The organism is Bradyrhizobium viridifuturi, assembly GCF_001238275.1.
Classification (GTDB): Bacteria; Pseudomonadota; Alphaproteobacteria; order Rhizobiales; family Xanthobacteraceae; genus Bradyrhizobium; species Bradyrhizobium viridifuturi.
Genome location: NZ_LGTB01000023.1, coordinates 15,100 through 32,199, shown reverse-complemented (window position 1 = coordinate 32,199; position 17,100 = coordinate 15,100). Strand labels below are relative to the sequence as shown.

Sequence of the window (17,100 nt, the reverse complement as noted above, 5' to 3'; positions counted from 1 at the left end):
GAATGTTCATCGACGTCCTCCTGCAGCTGCAGCTTCCGCGGCGGGCACCGTCTGACCGGACGCCGCGACGGGCGGCATCGGCAAGCGGCAAAGCTGCCCGTTGCTGACGGCCGGCGCCTGCCGCGCGAATTGCCCCATCAGGCGCAAGACACTCTCCAGCCGCTGCCACTGGTCGAGCTCCTCCAACTCCCAGGAATGTCCCCAGAGATGGAAGACGCCACCGCGCGCGACGACCTGAGACAGCAGCGATTCCGCAAGCGCGGGCCAATCCGCCGTGCGGCCGTGGCGGATGTAGCGCCAGAGGTTGCCGAAGGCCATCCGCTTGATCACGTTCCTCGCCAGCGCGGCACGGCGGTGCGGAAACGCCTGGACGGTCGTCGGTATGTGCAACAGGCCGGCCAGCGATCGCGGAAAGTCGATCGCAAGAAGCTCGACGGTGCGCAGGCCGATATATCCCGCTCGCTGGACCATGTGCACATGCTCCTTGCGATAGCGGCCGATTGGCGGGCAGAAGCACTCGCAACGAACGCCCGTGCTGTCCTCGATCCAGGACTTGGAATCGGCGATCTCCCGCGAGGCCGTTTCCGTCGTCACGGACGTCAAATCGACATGGTTGAGCGTGTGTGCACCAATTTCGAAACTTTTGCTGAGCTCGCGCAGCTGCTTGGCGGACATGGTCGGTCGGTCGCTCGTCGTCGCCGGCACGTAGAAGGTGCCCTCCAGTCGATATTTCGAGAGCAACGCCGCCACGCGATGATCCAGCGGATGGCCGTCGTCCCAACTGGTCGTGATGTAGGCCGGAAACGTCATAGCCTGCCTCCGACCACACTCAGGCGATGGCGCATCCGCACGTTCGCCTGTGCGGTGGCGAGCATCCGATCGATGCGGGGCATCGCGATGCTTCGCTGAATCAGGCGGAAAAGCCCGCGCGGCGACCATCGCAGGTCGAGCAGATTGAGCTCGGCCCGTGCGAACGCGCGGATTTCCGCGATCAGCTCCGGCTCCCGCTCCGGTGCTTCCATCATGGTCAGGAAGGCCGACAACGCGTTTTCCGCGAACGTCCTCTTGCTCAGGGCCACACGCCGATCGATGGTACGAATGTCAGTCGCCACATCGCAAAGCAGGACACCCAGATCGTAGGCCGCTGGGTCACTTCGGTTGAGTACGGCGCCGGCGCAAACCGGCCTGTCGGCGTCGACGAGCGTGAGAATGCGATGCGCAGGATCGTAGAGGATGTTCTGAAGGCAGAGATCACCATGCGCACTGCCCGCGGCCCAGTGCGGCTGCAACACGGTGACGAGAACCCGAGCCATGGCCGCCAGCACCTCGGGAGGTTGATCGCTATGGGCGGCAAGGGACTTGTTGAGGTCGGTGCCGGCAGCCATGGTCATCACCAGGGCCGGCGGCGCTTCGGAAACGTGAAGCGGCAATGGCGCGCGTAGCGTCCAGTCATGAACCGTCCTGCCGTCGACCGAGCCGTGCAGCCGCACCTGGGCGTCGAACTGCCGCCTTGCCGTTTCGACCGCGGCCGGCTCGTCGGGATAGAGCTTGACCGCCAGATCGCGATATCCTTGCCAGACCGCATCGTCCCTGTGGGTACGGATGCCGTAGATCCGGCCCTGGAATCCCTGCCCGATCTGCCTGATGTCCCATTCGACAGCCGGGTTCGGTTCCGCCAGTTGTTGCAGGACCTGCACGATAGGAGCGCGGACGTGATCCGCAGGACCGGGCCGGGCCGCGATCGTCAGGAATGCGGCCCAGCGCGCCACCGAGCCCGCAACGCTGCCGGCCAATATCCCGTAAGCCGCTCCGATCAATCCCCATTCGACGGTAAATGCCCAGACCGCCGCCGCCGTGACGACCGCTCCGGCCGACGTCGCGAACACGACCGCACGCGGCCGTTCCATGCTTGCCATTGCGTTGGAGGCCGACGCCCCGGCGGCAGTCGCAAGCACTGCCAGCGCCAGGATCGTCACCACGCTACCGCGCCCGTCGTATCCATGATCGTGGTAGACCACGCTCATCAAGGTGTCGCCGCTGAAAAGAATCACGACCCAGAACAGCGACATGATGCCGACAAGCAGAAGCGCGTCGCGCGTTGCTTGACGGCGCAGTCGCTCGACGCCCCCCTCCTTGAAAGCAAGGACCGAGCGCGGCGTCAGCGTGTTGCGGAATGCGCTCAACAGCGGGTTGGCCAGAGACGCGATGCTGTTGCAAGCCGCAAAAATGCCGGTCTCGACGAGGCTGATCAACAGCGGCAGCACCCAGTAGCTGACATAGCTCTGGATCGTGACAGCCATCTGTCCGGCACACAGCCATTTGCCAAGTCGCCAGCTCTCCGCGGTCGCCTGCCGCACGCGGCCCGTCGGAACCGAGAAATTCCGTCGCGCCAGGTAGAACCAGACGATGCTTGTCAACGCGCAGGCGCTCCCCAGCGCGATGCAGGCACTGACAGCGGACATCCTGTCGGTCCATCCGAGCCAGGCCAGCAAAGGCAGTTGCACCGCCGCCACCCCGGCGTCCAGGATCAGCGCATTCGCCACATTCAAATGCGCAAATGCATAGGTTCGATTGAACTCCCGCTGCAATGCGAACGGAACGGTCAGCACCAGCGTGCAGACCAGCCAGGTCAGATCCTTCCCGGCCCAGAACCCGATCATCACGCCGGCCGCGATTGCCAGCACGACAATGGCGGCAACTGACAACCACGCGTTATGCAGCAGCGCGAGCCCGGCATGCTGCGCGGGGCTTCGCGACGGGCGGTGCCGCTGAATCGTATACGGCATCAGGATGAGGGCGTCCTGCACGGCCAGCACAAATCCCAGCACGGACAGCCCGATGGCGTAGATGCCGAGTTGGCTTGGCTGGGTAAAACGACCGACCAGCACCGTCGACAACAGGCTGGTGCCGCTCACGACCGCCTGGTCCGCCAACGCCAGGACGTGCGTTCCGAAGATGATGCGGGAGATCGCCGCCCACGCTGTGGCGCTCCGGCTTGCGGGTTCTTGCACAACGTGGGGCTTCGGATGCGGCAGCGGATTGCGGTCCACACCAAGCACCAGGGAACGGTCTTTCACTCGGATTTTCCGCATTCCAACCTTCGACTTACCCGCCTCACGCGACGGCATCGCACCGGTCGACTTTCGACTTCGCATGGCGTGTTGCAATAGCTCACCCGCCGCAAGGCAGGAGAATCCCGGGACGATGTAGGCGTAGCGCCGCCACAGACGCTTCGGCTCCGAGCACAGCCGGAACAGCCATTCGAGGCCGTGACGCTGCATCCACAGCGGCGCCTGACGCTTGGTTCCCGCGAGGAAGTCGAACGCCGCGCCGACGCCGACCATCACCGGCGCCTCGATCTGCTCGCGATGCGCCGCCATCCACCGCTCCTGCTTCGGCGTGCTCAGGCCGACCCAGACGATGTCCGGCCGCGCGGCGTTGATCATGTCAACGATTGCGCGGTCCTCCTCCGGCGTCAGTGCGCGAAACGGCGGCGAGAAGGTGCCCACCACCTGCAGTCCAGGAGCGGTACGAACCAGCGTTTCCTTCAGCTTCTCGGCGAGGCCGACATCTCCACCGTAGTAGAACTGGCGATAACCCCGCCTTGCGGAAAGCGCGGTCATCGCTCGCATCAGGTCCGGCCCATAGACCCGTTGCGTGCGCTTCTTGCCGACAAGGCGCAGGAAATACACGAGCGGCATGCGTCCGGGGTCACCATTCCGGCCTCATCGTGGATCTTGCGCAGCGACGGATCGCTCCGGCACTCCATCACGCCGTGCACCCCAGTGACGCAGACATATTCGCGGCGCCGCTCCTCGATCCAGCTCTCGAGCGTCGCGACGGCGTCGTCCATGGTAATCGCGCTCACGCCGACACCGAGCACGTCGCCACGATCAAGCGCTGATTCGGCCCTGGCGATCACTGGGGCATCTTCCACACGAGCTTGTCAGCCTCGCGCGGATCCGACAGCAGCTTGTCGAAATAGTCGATGGTCTTGCTCAGTCCTTCCGTCACACTCACGACCGGCGCCCAATGCAGAAGCTCGCGCGCGCGGGAAATGTCGGGCCGGCGCTGGCGCGGGTCGTCTTGCGGCAACGGGCGGAACTCGAGCCTGGAGCGCGATCCCGTCAGCGAGATGATGAGCTCGGCGAGCTGGCACATGGTCATCTCGGTCGGATTGCCGAGATTGACCGATCCTTCAATGTCCGTACTCGCGTTCATCAACCGTGTCAGGCCATCGATCAGATCGTCGACGTAGCAGAACGATCGTGTCTGCATTCCCGTCCCGAAAACCGTGATCGGCTCGCCTCTGAGCGCCTGCACGATGAAGCTGGACACGACGCGGCCGTCCTGCGGATGCATGTTCGGGCCGTAGGTGTTGAAGATGCGCGCAACGCGAATATCCAGCCGATGCTGCCGCCGGTAATCGTAGAACAGCGTCTCGGTGCAGCGCTTTGCCTCGTCGTAACAGGCGCGCGGTCCGGCGATGTTGACGATGCCGCAGTAATCCTCGGTCTGCGGGTGGACATCCGGATCGCCGTAGACCTCGCTGGTCGACGCCTGAAGGATACGGGCATGCAGCCGCTTGGCGAGGCCCAGCATATTGATCGCGCCGAGCACGCTCGTCTTCGTGGTCTGGATCGGGTCGCGCTGGTAGTGAATTGGCGATGCCGGGCACGCGAGGTTGTAGATCTCGTCGACCTCGACATAGAGCGGGAAAGTGACGTCGTGCCGCATGACCTCGAACGCCGGCTCGCCGAGAAGCGGCTCGATATTCCGACGCATCCCGGTGAAGAAATTGTCGACGCAAAGCACCTCGCATTCCTGCTTCAACAGTCGCGCACACAGATGTGAGCCGAGGAACCCAGCTCCCCCGGTGACCAGAACACGTCTTTTCACGCTGCGTCTCCGCCAGTTTGCATGTTCGCCGGACAGTCTCCGGCGTTGCTGATCTTGCGGGAGCGAAGAGGCTGCCAACAGTCGCGCTCATGGATAAGCCGCAACGAATAGGAGCTATCCGGCGCGAATCGAGGGGTACCACCAGCGAAGTACCGCCGACGCGCGTCTCATTAGCCCCTGTTTTTCCGCACTTGGCCCACGCAACCACTAGTCTTGACGGCGCCGGCCATGGAGCGTCTGCGCGCATCCAGCTGGCAACGCGTGGAGTTCTCCGTGGATAGTGATCACCGACCGATTGCTTCCGGCACCGGCCCGTCGACGCCGATCCGCCGCTTGCTGACATCGTTGGCGGCGGCGTGCGTTTCCGTCCTGTTGTGCTCCGGCGTTGCGCCGGCAGGCCAAACGACCTACCGCCTTGCGCCGGGTGATCGCATCACGGTGACCATCTTCGGGCAGCCTGAACTCTCGGGTGACGTCCTGATCGATGATGCCGGCACCATCAGCCTCCCCCTTGCCGCGGCGATCGAGGTCAAGGACCTGACCGTGTTTGAATGCCAGGAACGGATCAACGATCAGCTGCTGGCCGAAGGACTTCTTCGCACACGATCGGTCGGCGTGCGCATCGCCGAACTGCGGCCGCTCTATGTGCTGGGCGACGTGCGGCTGCCTGGTGCCTATCCATTCCGCTACGGCAGCACGACGCAGAGTGCAGTGGCACTCGCCGGAGGATACGGCCCCGTCGACGCACTGCGCCAGACCGCACTCTCCGACTATCTGTTAGCGGAAGAGCGCGTCCGCCAGCTCACCAACCAGAAGCGCACCATGCTCGTCCGTCAGGCTCGTCTCGAGGCGCAGCGCGACGGAAAGGACAGCTTCTCTCCGCCGGATCTCGGCAACGCGGCCAACGACAAGGAAACGCTCCGGATCATCGCAAGCGAGCAGGACATCTTCCGGGTCCAGTCTGCGATCCTGCAGGGCCAGATCGACCTGCTTCGGTCGCAGAAACCGCTGCTGAAGGAGCAGATCGAGGCCAACAGCGAACAGGGTAATGCCGGGAAGAAGCAGCTCGACCTGATCCGTCAGCAAATCGATCGATATGCCAACCTTCTCCGGCAAGGATTGGGGACACAGAACAACGACTTCAACTACCGCGTCCTCGAGGCAAACCAGGAAGCGGCAGTCTGGCGATCGCTTTCGGACGTCTCGCGGCTGCAGGTCGATGCGGGAAACGTGGATTTCAGGATCAAGGAGGTTGACGCGGCATTCAAGCGCCAAGTCGCGATCGATCTGCAGCTGACGCGCGATCAGCTCAACGACCTCGAGATCACGCTGCCGGCGGCCACCGCAGTCCGCGACGCCAGATGGCGGAACGTCGGCGGCAGCGCCGGTGCCAAGCATCTGATCAGCATCACGCGCATGCGCAATGGTCACGCCGTCGTCTCGGACGCCGACGAGACGACGCCCGTCGAGCCTGGAGACGTCATCGAGATCAAGAACGAGATGCCGGCCGGCATGACGTCGAACGACCAGGCCGCCGCGCAACCGCTTGGATCGCGATCCTCGGGGACTGAACAAGCCAACGGCCAGGACTCCACCAGTCCGATTGCCAGATAGCAGGTTGCGCCGCCATACGGACTGCCGCCGATGAATTGCGACTGCGCCTCCGGGAGCCATGACAACACCCGCCTCAACCGCGCGCGCCTTGGCTCCGAGGACAGCTACGTCCTCCTGGCATGTTGCGTTCTCACGGGTTATGCGCTGCTGGGAAACGTCTCTGCCTATTTTGGCCACCGGCCGATCCTCGTTGGTGAATTGACCTTCATCGCGGGATCGCTTGCTCTACTTCGGCCACGCCGCCTGATCGCCCTGCTCGCATCTGCTCCCTGCAACCTGCACACCAACCTATCGCGCGCCCTCGCCGGCCGGCGCATGCCGAGGCTCGCGGTCGGGCTGACGGCGTTGATCTGGCTCGTCTCGGCGCAGCCGGCGCTCTGCGGCCCCGTCGAGGAGCCGTGCCCGGCCGATGCCATTCCGATTCTGCCGGACCAACCGATCCAGCCCGCCGTCGATCGCGCCGAAATAGGTGCGGCGTTCTGTCTGAAGAACGGCATTCATCGCAGCCAAGCTGTCCGGCCGCGCAAAAACCAGCGCTTTTATGGAGAGGGCCGGACAATCCTGAATGGCAGCCGCGTTCTCACCGAGTTCAGCCGCGAAGGAACTTACTGGGTTGCCAGTGGCCAGACCCAGCAAGGACGCAGGGTGGGATCATGTGTCAAGTCGATGCCAGCTTGCAATCTGCCCGAGGCCGTCTTCGTCGACAACGTTCCGCTCACGCAGGTGCTGACGAAGAACGACGTCACTTCCGATCGCTTCTACTTCGACCATTCAGCCGGAAAGATATTCCTCGCCATTGACCCTTCGGCTCATACTATCGAAGTCACCGTCGCAGCGTTCGCATTCGACAGCACCGCACCCGGCATCCTGATCAAGAACCTCATCATCGAGAAATATGCCAGCGTCGGCCAGAAAGGTGCGGTCCAGGCCCAGGACGCTATCGGCTGGGTGGTCGAGAACTGCGAGCTTCGGCTGAACAGCGCGGCAGGGATCGCGGTCGGTTCCGGCACCCGGATCCGCGACTGCGAAGTTCACCACAACGGCCAGATCGGGATCACGGGCGTCGGCCACGACGTTGTGATCGAACGCAATCGCGTGTTCGAGAACAACACGCGCGAGTTCAATCCAAATTGGGAGGCCGGGGGCGTCAAGCTTGCAGTCAGCTCAAATGTCGTCATGCGCGACAATTTCGTCTACAACAATCGCGGCCCAGGCCTGTGGTGCGACATCGAGTGCCGCGACGTTCTCTACGAGGCAATGTCGCCGAAGGAAACAGCGAAGCCGGAATATTTCACGAGATCTCGTTCGCAGCGGTGATCCGCAATAACAAGCTTCGACACAACGGCCTCGGCAAGGGTGGGTTCTGGGGCAACAATCTCCTGATTGCCGCATCGCAAGGCGTCGATGTCTACGGCAACGAGCTGGTCGTAAGTCCCGGAAAGTGCGGCGTCATCCTTGTCGATCAGGGCCGCCGCACCAAATCGGGCGAGCTCTACAAGACCCGCGACAACCACATCCACGACAACGACACGACGTTCGAGGGTGCAGTTTGTGCCGGCGCCGCCTCCGACGTCGGACCTGACAACGCAAACGCCGATGTCATCGAGAACGGCAACAACCGGTTCGATCACAACATCTATCGCATCTCACGTGGCGGCGCGCCGGTCAGATTCGCATGGGGACGTGCCGTGCTCGATTGGGATCGATTGCAACACGCCGGGCTCGAACAACACGGTAGCCTCCTCGTCCATTGACAGGAATCGGACCGCGACTTGTACGCCGCGCGCATCGACTGTTGTTTAGTTGGCTTCTGCGATTTTGGACTACCACCACGTTTCAATCGGGACTTTGAAACGGTCCGGCTAAGGTTGGCATCCGACGTTGCTCAATCCCTTCCGCGACTGATGTAGCTCAGGCAGCTACCGAGAGAACATGGAGGCGCGACAATGCGAGGCAGGAAAACGGCGCTCGTCACGGGTGCCGGTGGGTTCATCGGCCACCATTTGGTCAAGTACCTATCGGGCACGGATACTTCGTCCGTGGCGCCGACATCAAGGCTCCCGAATACGAAGAGACCGCCGCCGACGAGTTCATGATTGCCGACTTGCGTGACCGCGCGGAGTGCCTGCGTGTCACGAAAAACATCGACGAGGTCTATCATCTTGCCGCCGACATGGGCGGCATCGGCTATATCAGCACGCAGCACGCAGAGATCACGCTCAACAACACCCTGATCGATGCGCATATGCTGCAGGCCGCACAGCTCAACGAGGTCAAGCGCTTCCTGTTTTCCTCGTCCGCCTGCGTCTACCCGCAGCATCTGCAGTTAAATCCGGACGTGGTTCCGCTGCGCGAGGACGATGCGTTTCCGGCCGATCCGGAAGAAGGATACGGGCTCGAAAAGCTCTATACCGAAAAGCTCTGCCAGTACTTCACCGAGGACTGGAACCTGCCCACGCGTGTCGTCCGCTTCCACAACGTCTACGGTCCGCTCGGAACCTATGACGGCGGTCGCGAGAAGGCACCCGCGGCTCTTTCGCGCAAGATTGCTGGTCTCCATAGCGGAGACGAATTGCAGATCTGGGGCGACGGCAAGCAGACACGCTCGTTCATGTACATCGATGATTGCGTCGAAGGCATCCATCGCATCATGCAGTCCGACTATTCCCGTCCACTAAACCTTGGCACCGACGAACTGGTGACGGTCGACGAACTGGTCGACATCATTGCCGCCATCGCCGGCAAGTCCGTGATCAAGCGTCACGACACATCGAAGCCGCAGGGCGTGCGCGGCCGCAACAGCGACAATTCGCGGTTAAGGACGGTCCTCGGCTGGGAACCAAGAACGACGCTGCGGCAAGGCCTCGTTCCCACCTACCGCTGGATCGAAGGGCGAGTTCTCGGCAAGCCGGATCTCTCCAACATCGCAGCCGCATAGCCGTGGACGTCCTCCGGCATTGGAGCCGGAGGACGCTTTCCATTCGATAGAACGGAAGCAAGTACCAGCATGACGGACCAGGGGCTGAACCTGCGCCAAGCGAGCCGCGCGGACCTGCACTCCGGCGACCAACGTGGCCTTGGGTTGGTCCGTCGAAATCACAACTGGATCGTGACAGCCTGGCTGATCAGTGGCGATCTTGCCGCCGCCCTGGACGCGGGCTGCTGTACCGGCTTGCTGGCACGAGCGGCCGGGCTGCCGGCGCCGCAGCATCTAGGGGTCGCAGTGCTCCTCGCCGTTTTCGCGTTCTTCGTAACCGGGCTCTACAACGGTCGGAGGCCAGAACCCTACCAGCGCTTCCGGCAGCGTGCCCTCGGCGTCGGCATCGTCGTGGCGGTGTGGAGCCTTGTCACGGTAGCGCACCGCGGCGGCGAGAGCATCGCCCATGTCATCTTCATCCAGACCGCCTATGCGGGCTGCCTCCTGGTGATCAGCCACTATGTGGAAGTCGCACTGCGAACTCTGCTGATAGATTTCGGCCTGTGGAATGCTCCAACCATCCTGGTCGGTCCGGTCAGCCAATACCGAGACGCTGCACGATATTCGCGGCAGAATTGGCTCCTCAAGCGAATGCTGGATCTCGTACTTGCTGTTCCGCTGGCGTTGCTCGCGCTGCCCGTCGTGACGCTGGCCGCGATATTGACCAAGTTGATCGACCCAGGTCCGGCTTTCTTTGCCCAAGAGCGCATCGGATACGGCGGAAAGCTGGTGAAGATGCACAAGTTGCGGACCATGTATGCCGACAGCAGTCGGCTGCTGGAGGAGCATCTCAATCGTGACCCGCATGCGCGCGCCGAGTGGCAACAGTTCTTCAAGCTGCGGAACGACCCGCGCATTCTGCCGATTATCGGCAACTTCCTGCGCCGCTCCAGCATCGATGAACTGCCGCAGCTCTGGAACGTCATCCGTGGCGACATGAGTCTGGTCGGCCCTCGCCCGCTCCCCGCTTACCATATCGAACAGCTCGATGAGGAGTTCCAGTCACTGCGCTCCACCGTTCTGCCGGGACTCACCGGACTGTGGCAGGTTTCGTCCCGCAGCGATGGTGACCTGCAAGTTCTGAGAGAGCAGGATCTCTCTTACATCCGCAATTCGTCATTCTGGCTGGATGTGTTCATCATGCTGCAGACCCTGCCGGCCGTGCTGGCAGCAAAGGGAGCTCGCTAGCCGTCCAGCCCATGCACCTGATCCGGCTTTGGAGCCATGAAGCGCATTCAACGCAGCGGACGGAAGAACTGTTTACGATGGTTGCCGCGTGACCGCCATGAATCACGGTCGAGGCGCGGCACGCGTTTCAGCCTGTTTGAGCCAGGCGACAGCCAGGAGGAAGGCCCGTGATCGTGAGCTATTGTCGCGTTGGTCCACGCGAACCCATCGAGCGACTTGACGCCCAGAAGCGCGACCTGGCCGCGCTCGGGGCGCAAGAGCACTTTTGCGAGAAGGCCAGCGTCTTCGGAAAGATGCCGGAGCTGGAGCGTGCGATCGAGGTCACCCGGAAAGGGGACGTGATAGCGATCACGAAACCCTATCGCGTGGCGCATTCGACCCGGGGCGTGCTGGCGCTCATCGAGCGGCTGGGCCGCAAGGGCGTCGGCCTTCGCATTCTCGGTACGCCGATTGACACGAGTACCACGACCGGACGGATGATCCTCGGGTCGGCGCCGCTTTGGTCGCTTGGCGCTTCCCCGCTGCGGTCCGTGCTATGGGATCTGAGCATCGGTAGGTGGCGCGGACGGTGACGGCCGCTTCCAGCGTGCGGCGAGACGCCACTTAAGATGCCGAAGCTTTGCACATCTATTTTGACAAGCTGCTCGGTGTATCCAGTCCTGGAGACGCTATTCGCTGCCCGGCGAATGCGGGTTCTCCCGCCCCAGGCCGATCAGACGACCACCGGAACTGTTTTCGCGGTCGCCAAGACGGCGGCTGCCGCGGGCCCCTCGATACGCAAGCTCGATGTACTGCCGTGCGACGCGAAAACCATCGAACTGTTGGGCCATTCGACGGGCGCCGGCCGACAGCCGTAACCAAAGAGCGTCGTCATTCAGGACGGATCGGAGCGCAATCGCCATCGCATCCGGGTCTGTATCGGTCACAAGCCCGTTCACGTCGTTCACGAGAACGTCCCGGCTGAGTCGTGAGGAACCGACAATAGGCGTTCCACTGGCGATCGCCTCCATGACAGTTGCAGACGCGACGGGGATCGCATAGCGCGTCGGGAAAGTTGCGACCCTGACCCGACCGTGCAGCATCCGCACGGTCTGCCCATCCGCGGACCCAAGGAGAGTAACGCGCCTGCGAAGCCGGTCTGGGAGAGCATCCACCGCGGCTTGTGTCGGTCGAGTGATATCGCCTGCAACGTAGAGGCCCACTGACGGATCGTCGAGCACACCGAATGCCTGGATCGTGGCGACGGGATCCTTGTAGGGCGAGGTCCCGGAATGAAGGATCGCCCGCTCGCGCCCGGCGAGGTCGCCCCCACGGTAAGCCTGAAGCTCAATGCATTTGGGGATCACGGCAAGCTCGCGCCGTGGCATGCCAAGATCGCGGACGAGTTCATCGCGAAGCTCCGTCGTCGTCGCGACCACGTAATCGCACCGTCTGGTGCTGAACCGCCGAATGCTCCGCCACAATGGAGCAAGCCGGCCGCTGCGAGGTTCGAGATCGTGGACAACCTGGACGATCGTGCCGCGGAGCGGGACCGGCACTGCTTCGCTATGGACAACAAGATCGGGCCTATAACGATCAATGATCCGCTTCGCGCCCAGCCAGGCCGCGGCGGAGGCAAGCCCCGTCAAGGGCGTGCGGCTCAGGGCAACGATCGGGAGATCGAGACGAGGACCCAGCAGGCGCCGGTACTCTTCATGGCTCTGGAGGCTTCCGACAACAATCGTCACCTCGTGATCAAGATCAGCCAGAGCTTGAGCAAGCGATACGATGAAAATATTGACGCCGTCGGGGCAGTCGAGAGCCTCGCGCCGAGTGAGGACAACACGCATACAACCTCTCCCTCTGTGATTTTGGATCACAGAACGCACAGGCGCAACCATCGACGGAGGGGTACTCCATACGCCCGGACCTCCTGCCCTGACGGAGCCATCTGGTGCGCGGCGGTGCTTGCGCTGCTCCGGCCGTTGAAATCATGCACTCGGCTAACTCACGGGGCATGGCCGGGAGGAAAGCCCGTCGCGTTGGCGCTTGGGGACGGCTCCGGTGACCACCCGAGCATGGAACCCGCAAACGGCGAACCTGGTACCCCCAGCGAAGTACTTCCGAAAGGCATTCCGGTAGCCCGTGTTTCTCGGCAACAGGGCGTACGCAACCACTAGTCTCGGGCTCTCGGGATCTCGGGCCGACAACATGACCAACGCGAGCCTGCGCCACGATGTATCGATCCTTCACGGGCCACGGCCGGATATCGACAATTCCCGCAAGCCGATCCCGCGCCGCGGCGTTTGCGCGGACGATCCTGCAAGGCGGGCGAGAACCGGTTCTGGCCGGATCGAGGTCCAGTTTCTCGCTGATCCCGGCTGGCGCCATCTGCGGCGGCGTCACGAGAATTCTTGCGTAGTGCGGATGTTGGAATCGGGAACGGCGGCCCACGGGCATACGAAGGGTGAACCACCAAGATGAATACTCCGATCTGTCCTCAATGCAGGCACCAGGGAGACGCTTGCGTGCACTGGCAGGCGCCCCGCTTCCTGCGCTGCCGTGAATGCGGCACGATATTCCGTGATCCCTATCCGGACGAGTCGGAGCTTGCGAGCTATTACCGCGAAGGATGGAAAGAACCTGACCGAAACCCCGTCGAAACCGGCGCTACGGATGAAGCTGTCGCCCGATGCCTCGTGGATTCACTGACAGATACGCTGGGCGTACGTGGACTCTCCGGCATGCGCATCCTGGATTTCGGTGCCGGCCGCGGCGCAATGACTTTCGAATTGATGAAGCGCGGCGCCAAGGTCGCCGCTGTTGAACCGTTCGGATATCAGTTCCTTGCCGAACGCGGCATTGCAGTTTACCGGGATCTTGCAGCTATCCCCGATGGATCGAGCTTCGACGGGATCGTATCCCTCGAGGTCATTGAGCACCTTCGTGACCCCAGCGCCGTGCTGGCAGGCTTGTACGAGCGCTTGTCACCGGGCGGCTGGCTCCTGATCACCACTCCGAATGCAGCTGGCTTTCCGGCACGGCTGATGGGTCAGCGTTGGCGCGAAGCGGCAAGGCCAGGCCATATCGTTTTCTTCACTCCCGCAGCGCTCGCCAGGATCCTGAAGAAGAATGGATTCAACCGCGTCCAGCGTCAGCGCTGGCATGTTCGGTACCCCGAGGCCTCTCCGTTACGTGCGCTTCTTCACGTCGGGATGCAGAAGCTCGCTGTCGACGGAGGTTTGCGTATGGTCGCCTACAGGCCGTAAGCAAGGGGGTGAATTCCTGAATTGTCATGACCAGCCCTCTCCCACGTTCACCATCTGCAGGTCTGGGCGACCGCTATACCCTCGCGCTCTGCTGCGCCTTGGCGGGATATGCGCTGATGGGAAAGGGTTTCGCCTATTGGGGCTATCGGCCGCTTTTCGTCGGCGAGATCGCTTTCCTCGCCGGGGTGTTTGTGCTGTTGCGGTCAGGTTGCCTGTTGGCCGTATTCGCATCCGGACCGAGCCTGGTCCTCGCGGTGGCCATGGGCTGGGCCTTGTTGCGCACATTTCCGTATCTTGACATCTACGGCTTCGACGCATTGCGCGACAGCGTGATCCTCGTCTATGGGGTCTTCTCCTTCGTCGTCGCAGCCCTTCTGATCGAAGACTTTCGCCGTATCGATACGGTCATTGGTTACTACCGGAAATTCCTGGATATCTACGTTCCTGTCGTCCCCATCCTGTTTCCGCTCAGCTTCTATTTTGCAGACTATATACCGGATGTGCCCGGCACCGACGTCGGCCTGATCTGGCTCGGCGCCGGCGAAGTCGCGACACACCTTGCAGGCGCGCCGTGTTCGTTCTCGCGGGCTTGCGCAAACCAACTCCGATCTGGACGGCCAGTCTCATCGCGGGAGTGGTTGTCATCAGCGCCGTTAGCCGTGCAGCCTTTCTGGCATTTGCCGTGCCAGTCACTCTGGCGGCGCTGGCGGTCGGTAAAGTGCGCCCGCTCCTCGCCGTCGTCGCGACCGGCGCAGTGCTCCTTGCCGCTTCCTATGCGATCGAGATGAGCATCTCCGGCTACCAGGAAGCCCGCGTCTCGACCGAACGGCGGATCAGCGTTGCGCAAATCGTCGAGAATATTTCCAGCATCGTCGGCCAGGGTGGCGCCCAGACCGAGGACACCACGCAATGGCGCGCGAATTGGTGGCGGACCATCGTCGACAAGACGGTGCATGGACCGTACTTCTGGACCGGCCGCGGATTTGGGGTGAACCTGGCTGTCGAGGACGGGCTTGCGAGAGCTAACAGCGAGCGGCCCCTGCGCAGTCCGCACAGCGCCCATATGACGATCCTGGCACGCGCGGGGGTGCCGGGGCTTGTGCTGTGGGTAGCTTTCCTCGCCGCTTGGTTTGGCACGCTGCTTCGCGCCATGGTGCAGGCCCACAGCCGAGGGCACACCGAATGGGCCGCACTGATGCTGTTTATCGCCTGCTACGTCTCATCCTGCATCATCAACGCTTCGTTCGACGTCGCGCTCGAGGCGCCGATGCAGGGGATCTGGTTCTGGTGCCTGATCGGCTTCGGTATCGGCACGACGATGCTCTACCGCTATCTGCTGGGGCAGGACGAATACGAAGTTGGAACCGGCGCTCTCAAGCATGCCCATGAATGACAATCTCAAGCGCTCTCCGAAGGGGTAACACCGATGAACCCAGTGGCGCGAAGACCTGTCCGCTAACATCGACCACGCACATGCACTCGTGGGGTTGAAGCAATGTCGGCGGAGACAGAGATTTTCGACTATATCATTGTCGGCGCCGGGGCCGCGGGGTGCATATTGGCCAATCGACTGGCCTCCACAGACGGCTGCACCGTTTGCCTGCTCGAAGCCGGCCCGCCGGACTACAGTGTCTTCCTGCGTGTCCCCGCCGGGGTCTATAAGGCCGCATCAATTCCCAAATTTGCATGGCAGTACGAAACGGAGCCGAACCCGGCAACGGCGAACCGTGCCATACCGATCCCGCAGGGCAAGACGCTCGGTGGTTCGACTGCCATCAACGGAATGAACTACAACCGGGGCCATCACGACGATTTCGATGGTTGGGCCCGACGCGGCAACCGGGGCTGGGGCTACGCCGACGTACTGCCGTACTTCAAGAAAACCGAACGAAGAATCGGGACCTGCGACACCACGTACCGAGGTGTCGAGGGAGCGCTGCCGATCACTGACTGCGATTGGAAACACCCGATTTGCGATTCATTTATTGAGGCTGCGCGCAACCTCGGACTCCCGCACAATTCCGACTACAACGGCGCAAGGCAGGCGGGTTTCGGATACTATCAGCGCTACATCGAGAACGGCTGGCGCGTAAGCGCCGCGCGGGCATTTCTGCGACCCGTTGCCAAGAAGAAGAACCTGGAGATTCGGACCAGGGCCCAGGCCACCGCCGTGCTGTTCGAGGGAAAGCGAGCGGTTGGTGTTCGGTACGCCCAAGGACCTGGCCAGCCCGCTCGCGAAGTGAAGGCGCGTCGCGAGGTGATCCTCACCGCCGGAGCTGTGAACACGCCGAGGCTGCTGCAGATTTCAGGGGTCGGCTCACCGGCATTGCTTGCAGGCCTCGGGGTTCCGGTGCTGCATGACCTGCCTGGCGTCGGCCAGAACCTGCAAGACCACTACATGATCCACTTCATCGTCCGGGTGAAGGGCAAGACGGTAAGCGGGCGCGGCCTGAATCTGCTTCGGGAAGGCACCAAATGGATCCTCGGTCGTCCGAGCGTTCTCGCTCTCAGCCCGTCGCTCGTGTACGGCTTCGCCAATTCGCGGGATCTCTCCTCCACGCCGGACGTTCAGATCGACGTTGCCATCGGGAATTATTCCAATCTCCGGGAGCGCTTTCCCGTCCTCAAGCCCGGTTTCTATCAGCTACGGCCGCACAGCACCGGGTTCGTCCACGCGAACTCGGCAGATCCCTTCCGTGCCCCAATCATTCAGCCCAACTTTCTCGTCGACGAAAGGGACCAGCGCGTTGCTGTCGACGGCATCAGGATGATGCGGCGGCTGCTCGCCGCCCCCGAGCTTCAGCCCTACTACTACGGAGAGGAATTGCCCGGTCCTTCGGTCACGGACGACGCCGAGTGCCTGCAATTTGCGCGGGAAGCCGGACTGACGTCGTATCATCCGTGCGGGACGTGCCAAATGGGCCCGCAGGACAACCCGGCGTCCGTCGTCGATGATCAGTTGCGTGTCCACGGTTTGGAGAACCTGCGGATAGCCGACGCTTCGATCATGCCCACCGTGCCCTCCGCCAACACGTCCGCGGCCGTCTTCATGATCGCAGAAAAGGCCGCGGACATGATACTGGGACGGCATTCGCCCGCAATGCATTCTGATCCCTCCGACCGAGTCCAGCGTCCTCAGCGCGCCTTGATGGCGTAGATCGCAATCCCGAGGCC

The 17,100-nt window shown here is 62.6% G+C and carries 12 protein-coding genes and 2 pseudogenes; 10 read left to right on the top strand and 4 right to left on the bottom strand.

Annotated features, from left to right (window positions below):
* Positions 1-6: 6 nt before the first annotated feature.
* From ALC15_RS21230 to ALC15_RS21220, 3 genes and pseudogenes are all read right to left on the bottom strand, one after another.
* Positions 7-810 (bottom strand): polysaccharide deacetylase family protein, encoded by an 804-nt coding sequence (locus tag ALC15_RS21230; protein WP_050628941.1) that lies wholly within the window; start codon positions 808-810, stop codon positions 7-9.
* A pseudogene (locus ALC15_RS41170) lies at positions 807-3,853 on the bottom strand (WecB/TagA/CpsF family glycosyltransferase). Before ALC15_RS41170 ends, ALC15_RS21230 begins: the two are co-directional and overlap by 4 nt.
* Positions 3,854-3,918: 65 nt before the next feature.
* Positions 3,919-4,899 carry a UDP-glucuronic acid decarboxylase family protein gene (locus ALC15_RS21220; RefSeq protein ID WP_050628940.1) on the bottom strand — a complete coding sequence of 327 codons (981 nt, stop codon included), beginning with the start codon at positions 4,897-4,899 and terminating at the stop codon, positions 3,919-3,921.
* 273 nt (positions 4,900-5,172) lie between these two features.
* Here ALC15_RS21220 and ALC15_RS21215 point away from each other — a divergent pair, with 273 nt between their 5' ends.
* The 6 genes and pseudogenes from ALC15_RS21215 (at position 5,173) to ALC15_RS21190 (ending at position 11,250) form a co-directional block, all read left to right on the top strand.
* Positions 5,173-6,513 carry a polysaccharide biosynthesis/export family protein gene (locus tag ALC15_RS21215; RefSeq protein WP_157860926.1) on the top strand — a complete coding sequence of 447 codons (1,341 nt, stop codon included), beginning with the start codon at positions 5,173-5,175 and terminating at the stop codon, positions 6,511-6,513.
* A gap of 30 nt (positions 6,514-6,543) precedes the next feature.
* A complete protein-coding gene (locus tag ALC15_RS21210) occupies positions 6,544-7,830 on the top strand; it encodes a right-handed parallel beta-helix repeat-containing protein (RefSeq protein ID WP_050628938.1) in 1,287 nt (428 codons plus the stop codon).
* Complete coding sequence (locus tag ALC15_RS21205; protein WP_050628937.1) at positions 7,827-8,267, top strand: hypothetical protein; 441 nt, start codon at positions 7,827-7,829, stop codon at positions 8,265-8,267. The genes ALC15_RS21210 and ALC15_RS21205 overlap by 4 nt, the downstream gene beginning before the upstream one ends.
* 192 nt (positions 8,268-8,459) lie before the next feature.
* Positions 8,460-9,451: pseudogene (locus tag ALC15_RS21200) on the top strand (NAD-dependent epimerase/dehydratase family protein).
* A 69-nt stretch (positions 9,452-9,520) separates the two neighbouring features.
* Positions 9,521-10,678, top strand: coding sequence for a sugar transferase (locus ALC15_RS21195; protein ID WP_050628935.1), 1,158 nt, complete (start codon positions 9,521-9,523; stop codon positions 10,676-10,678).
* Positions 10,679-10,845: 167 nt separating this feature from the next.
* Positions 10,846-11,250, top strand: a complete 405-nt coding sequence (locus tag ALC15_RS21190) for a recombinase family protein (protein ID WP_050628934.1) — start codon at positions 10,846-10,848, stop codon at positions 11,248-11,250.
* 96 nt (positions 11,251-11,346) lie between these two features.
* Here ALC15_RS21190 and ALC15_RS21185 read toward each other — a convergent pair whose 3' ends face one another.
* Positions 11,347-12,507: a glycosyltransferase family 4 protein gene (locus tag ALC15_RS21185; RefSeq protein ID WP_050628933.1), complete on the bottom strand. Its 1,161-nt coding sequence runs from the start codon at positions 12,505-12,507 to the stop codon at positions 11,347-11,349.
* 678 nt (positions 12,508-13,185) lie between these two features.
* On the opposite strand from ALC15_RS21185, the gene ALC15_RS21180 reads away from it, so the two are divergent.
* The 4 genes from ALC15_RS21180 to ALC15_RS21165 all read left to right on the top strand — a co-directional run bounded on the left by ALC15_RS21180 (position 13,186) and on the right by ALC15_RS21165 (position 17,083).
* Positions 13,186-13,926, top strand: coding sequence for a class I SAM-dependent methyltransferase (locus ALC15_RS21180; RefSeq protein ID WP_157860925.1), 741 nt, complete (start codon positions 13,186-13,188; stop codon positions 13,924-13,926).
* Between the two features lie 116 nt (positions 13,927-14,042).
* Positions 14,043-14,714: a hypothetical protein gene (locus ALC15_RS46380; RefSeq protein WP_244486185.1), complete on the top strand. Its 672-nt coding sequence runs from the start codon at positions 14,043-14,045 to the stop codon at positions 14,712-14,714.
* Positions 14,597-15,319 carry an O-antigen ligase family protein gene (locus tag ALC15_RS21170; RefSeq protein WP_244486198.1) on the top strand — a complete coding sequence of 241 codons (723 nt, stop codon included), beginning with the start codon at positions 14,597-14,599 and terminating at the stop codon, positions 15,317-15,319. Before ALC15_RS46380 ends, ALC15_RS21170 begins: the two co-directional genes overlap by 118 nt.
* A 102-nt stretch (positions 15,320-15,421) precedes the next feature.
* The gene (locus ALC15_RS21165; RefSeq protein ID WP_050628929.1) at positions 15,422-17,083 is read left to right on the top strand and encodes a GMC family oxidoreductase; all 1,662 of its coding nucleotides are present in this window, start codon (positions 15,422-15,424) and stop codon (positions 17,081-17,083) included.
* Positions 17,084-17,100: the final 17 nt, after the last annotated feature.

What these genes read in the sequence shown, in the direction of transcription:
- ALC15_RS21195 (WP_050628935.1), top strand. Translation starts at nt 9,521, where the DNA reads ATGACGGACCAGGGGCTGAACCTGCGCCAAGCGAGCCGCGCGGACCTG.
- ALC15_RS46380 (WP_244486185.1), top strand. Translation starts at nt 14,043, where the DNA reads ATGGGAAAGGGTTTCGCCTATTGGGGCTATCGGCCGCTTTTCGTCGGC.
- ALC15_RS21230 (WP_050628941.1), bottom strand. Translation starts at nt 810, where the DNA reads ATGACGTTTCCGGCCTACATCACGACCAGTTGGGACGACGGCCATCCG.
- ALC15_RS21165 (WP_050628929.1), top strand. Translation starts at nt 15,422, where the DNA reads ATGTCGGCGGAGACAGAGATTTTCGACTATATCATTGTCGGCGCCGGG.
- ALC15_RS21185 (WP_050628933.1), bottom strand. Translation starts at nt 12,507, where the DNA reads ATGCGTGTTGTCCTCACTCGGCGCGAGGCTCTCGACTGCCCCGACGGC.
- ALC15_RS21210 (WP_050628938.1), top strand. Translation starts at nt 6,544, where the DNA reads ATGAATTGCGACTGCGCCTCCGGGAGCCATGACAACACCCGCCTCAAC.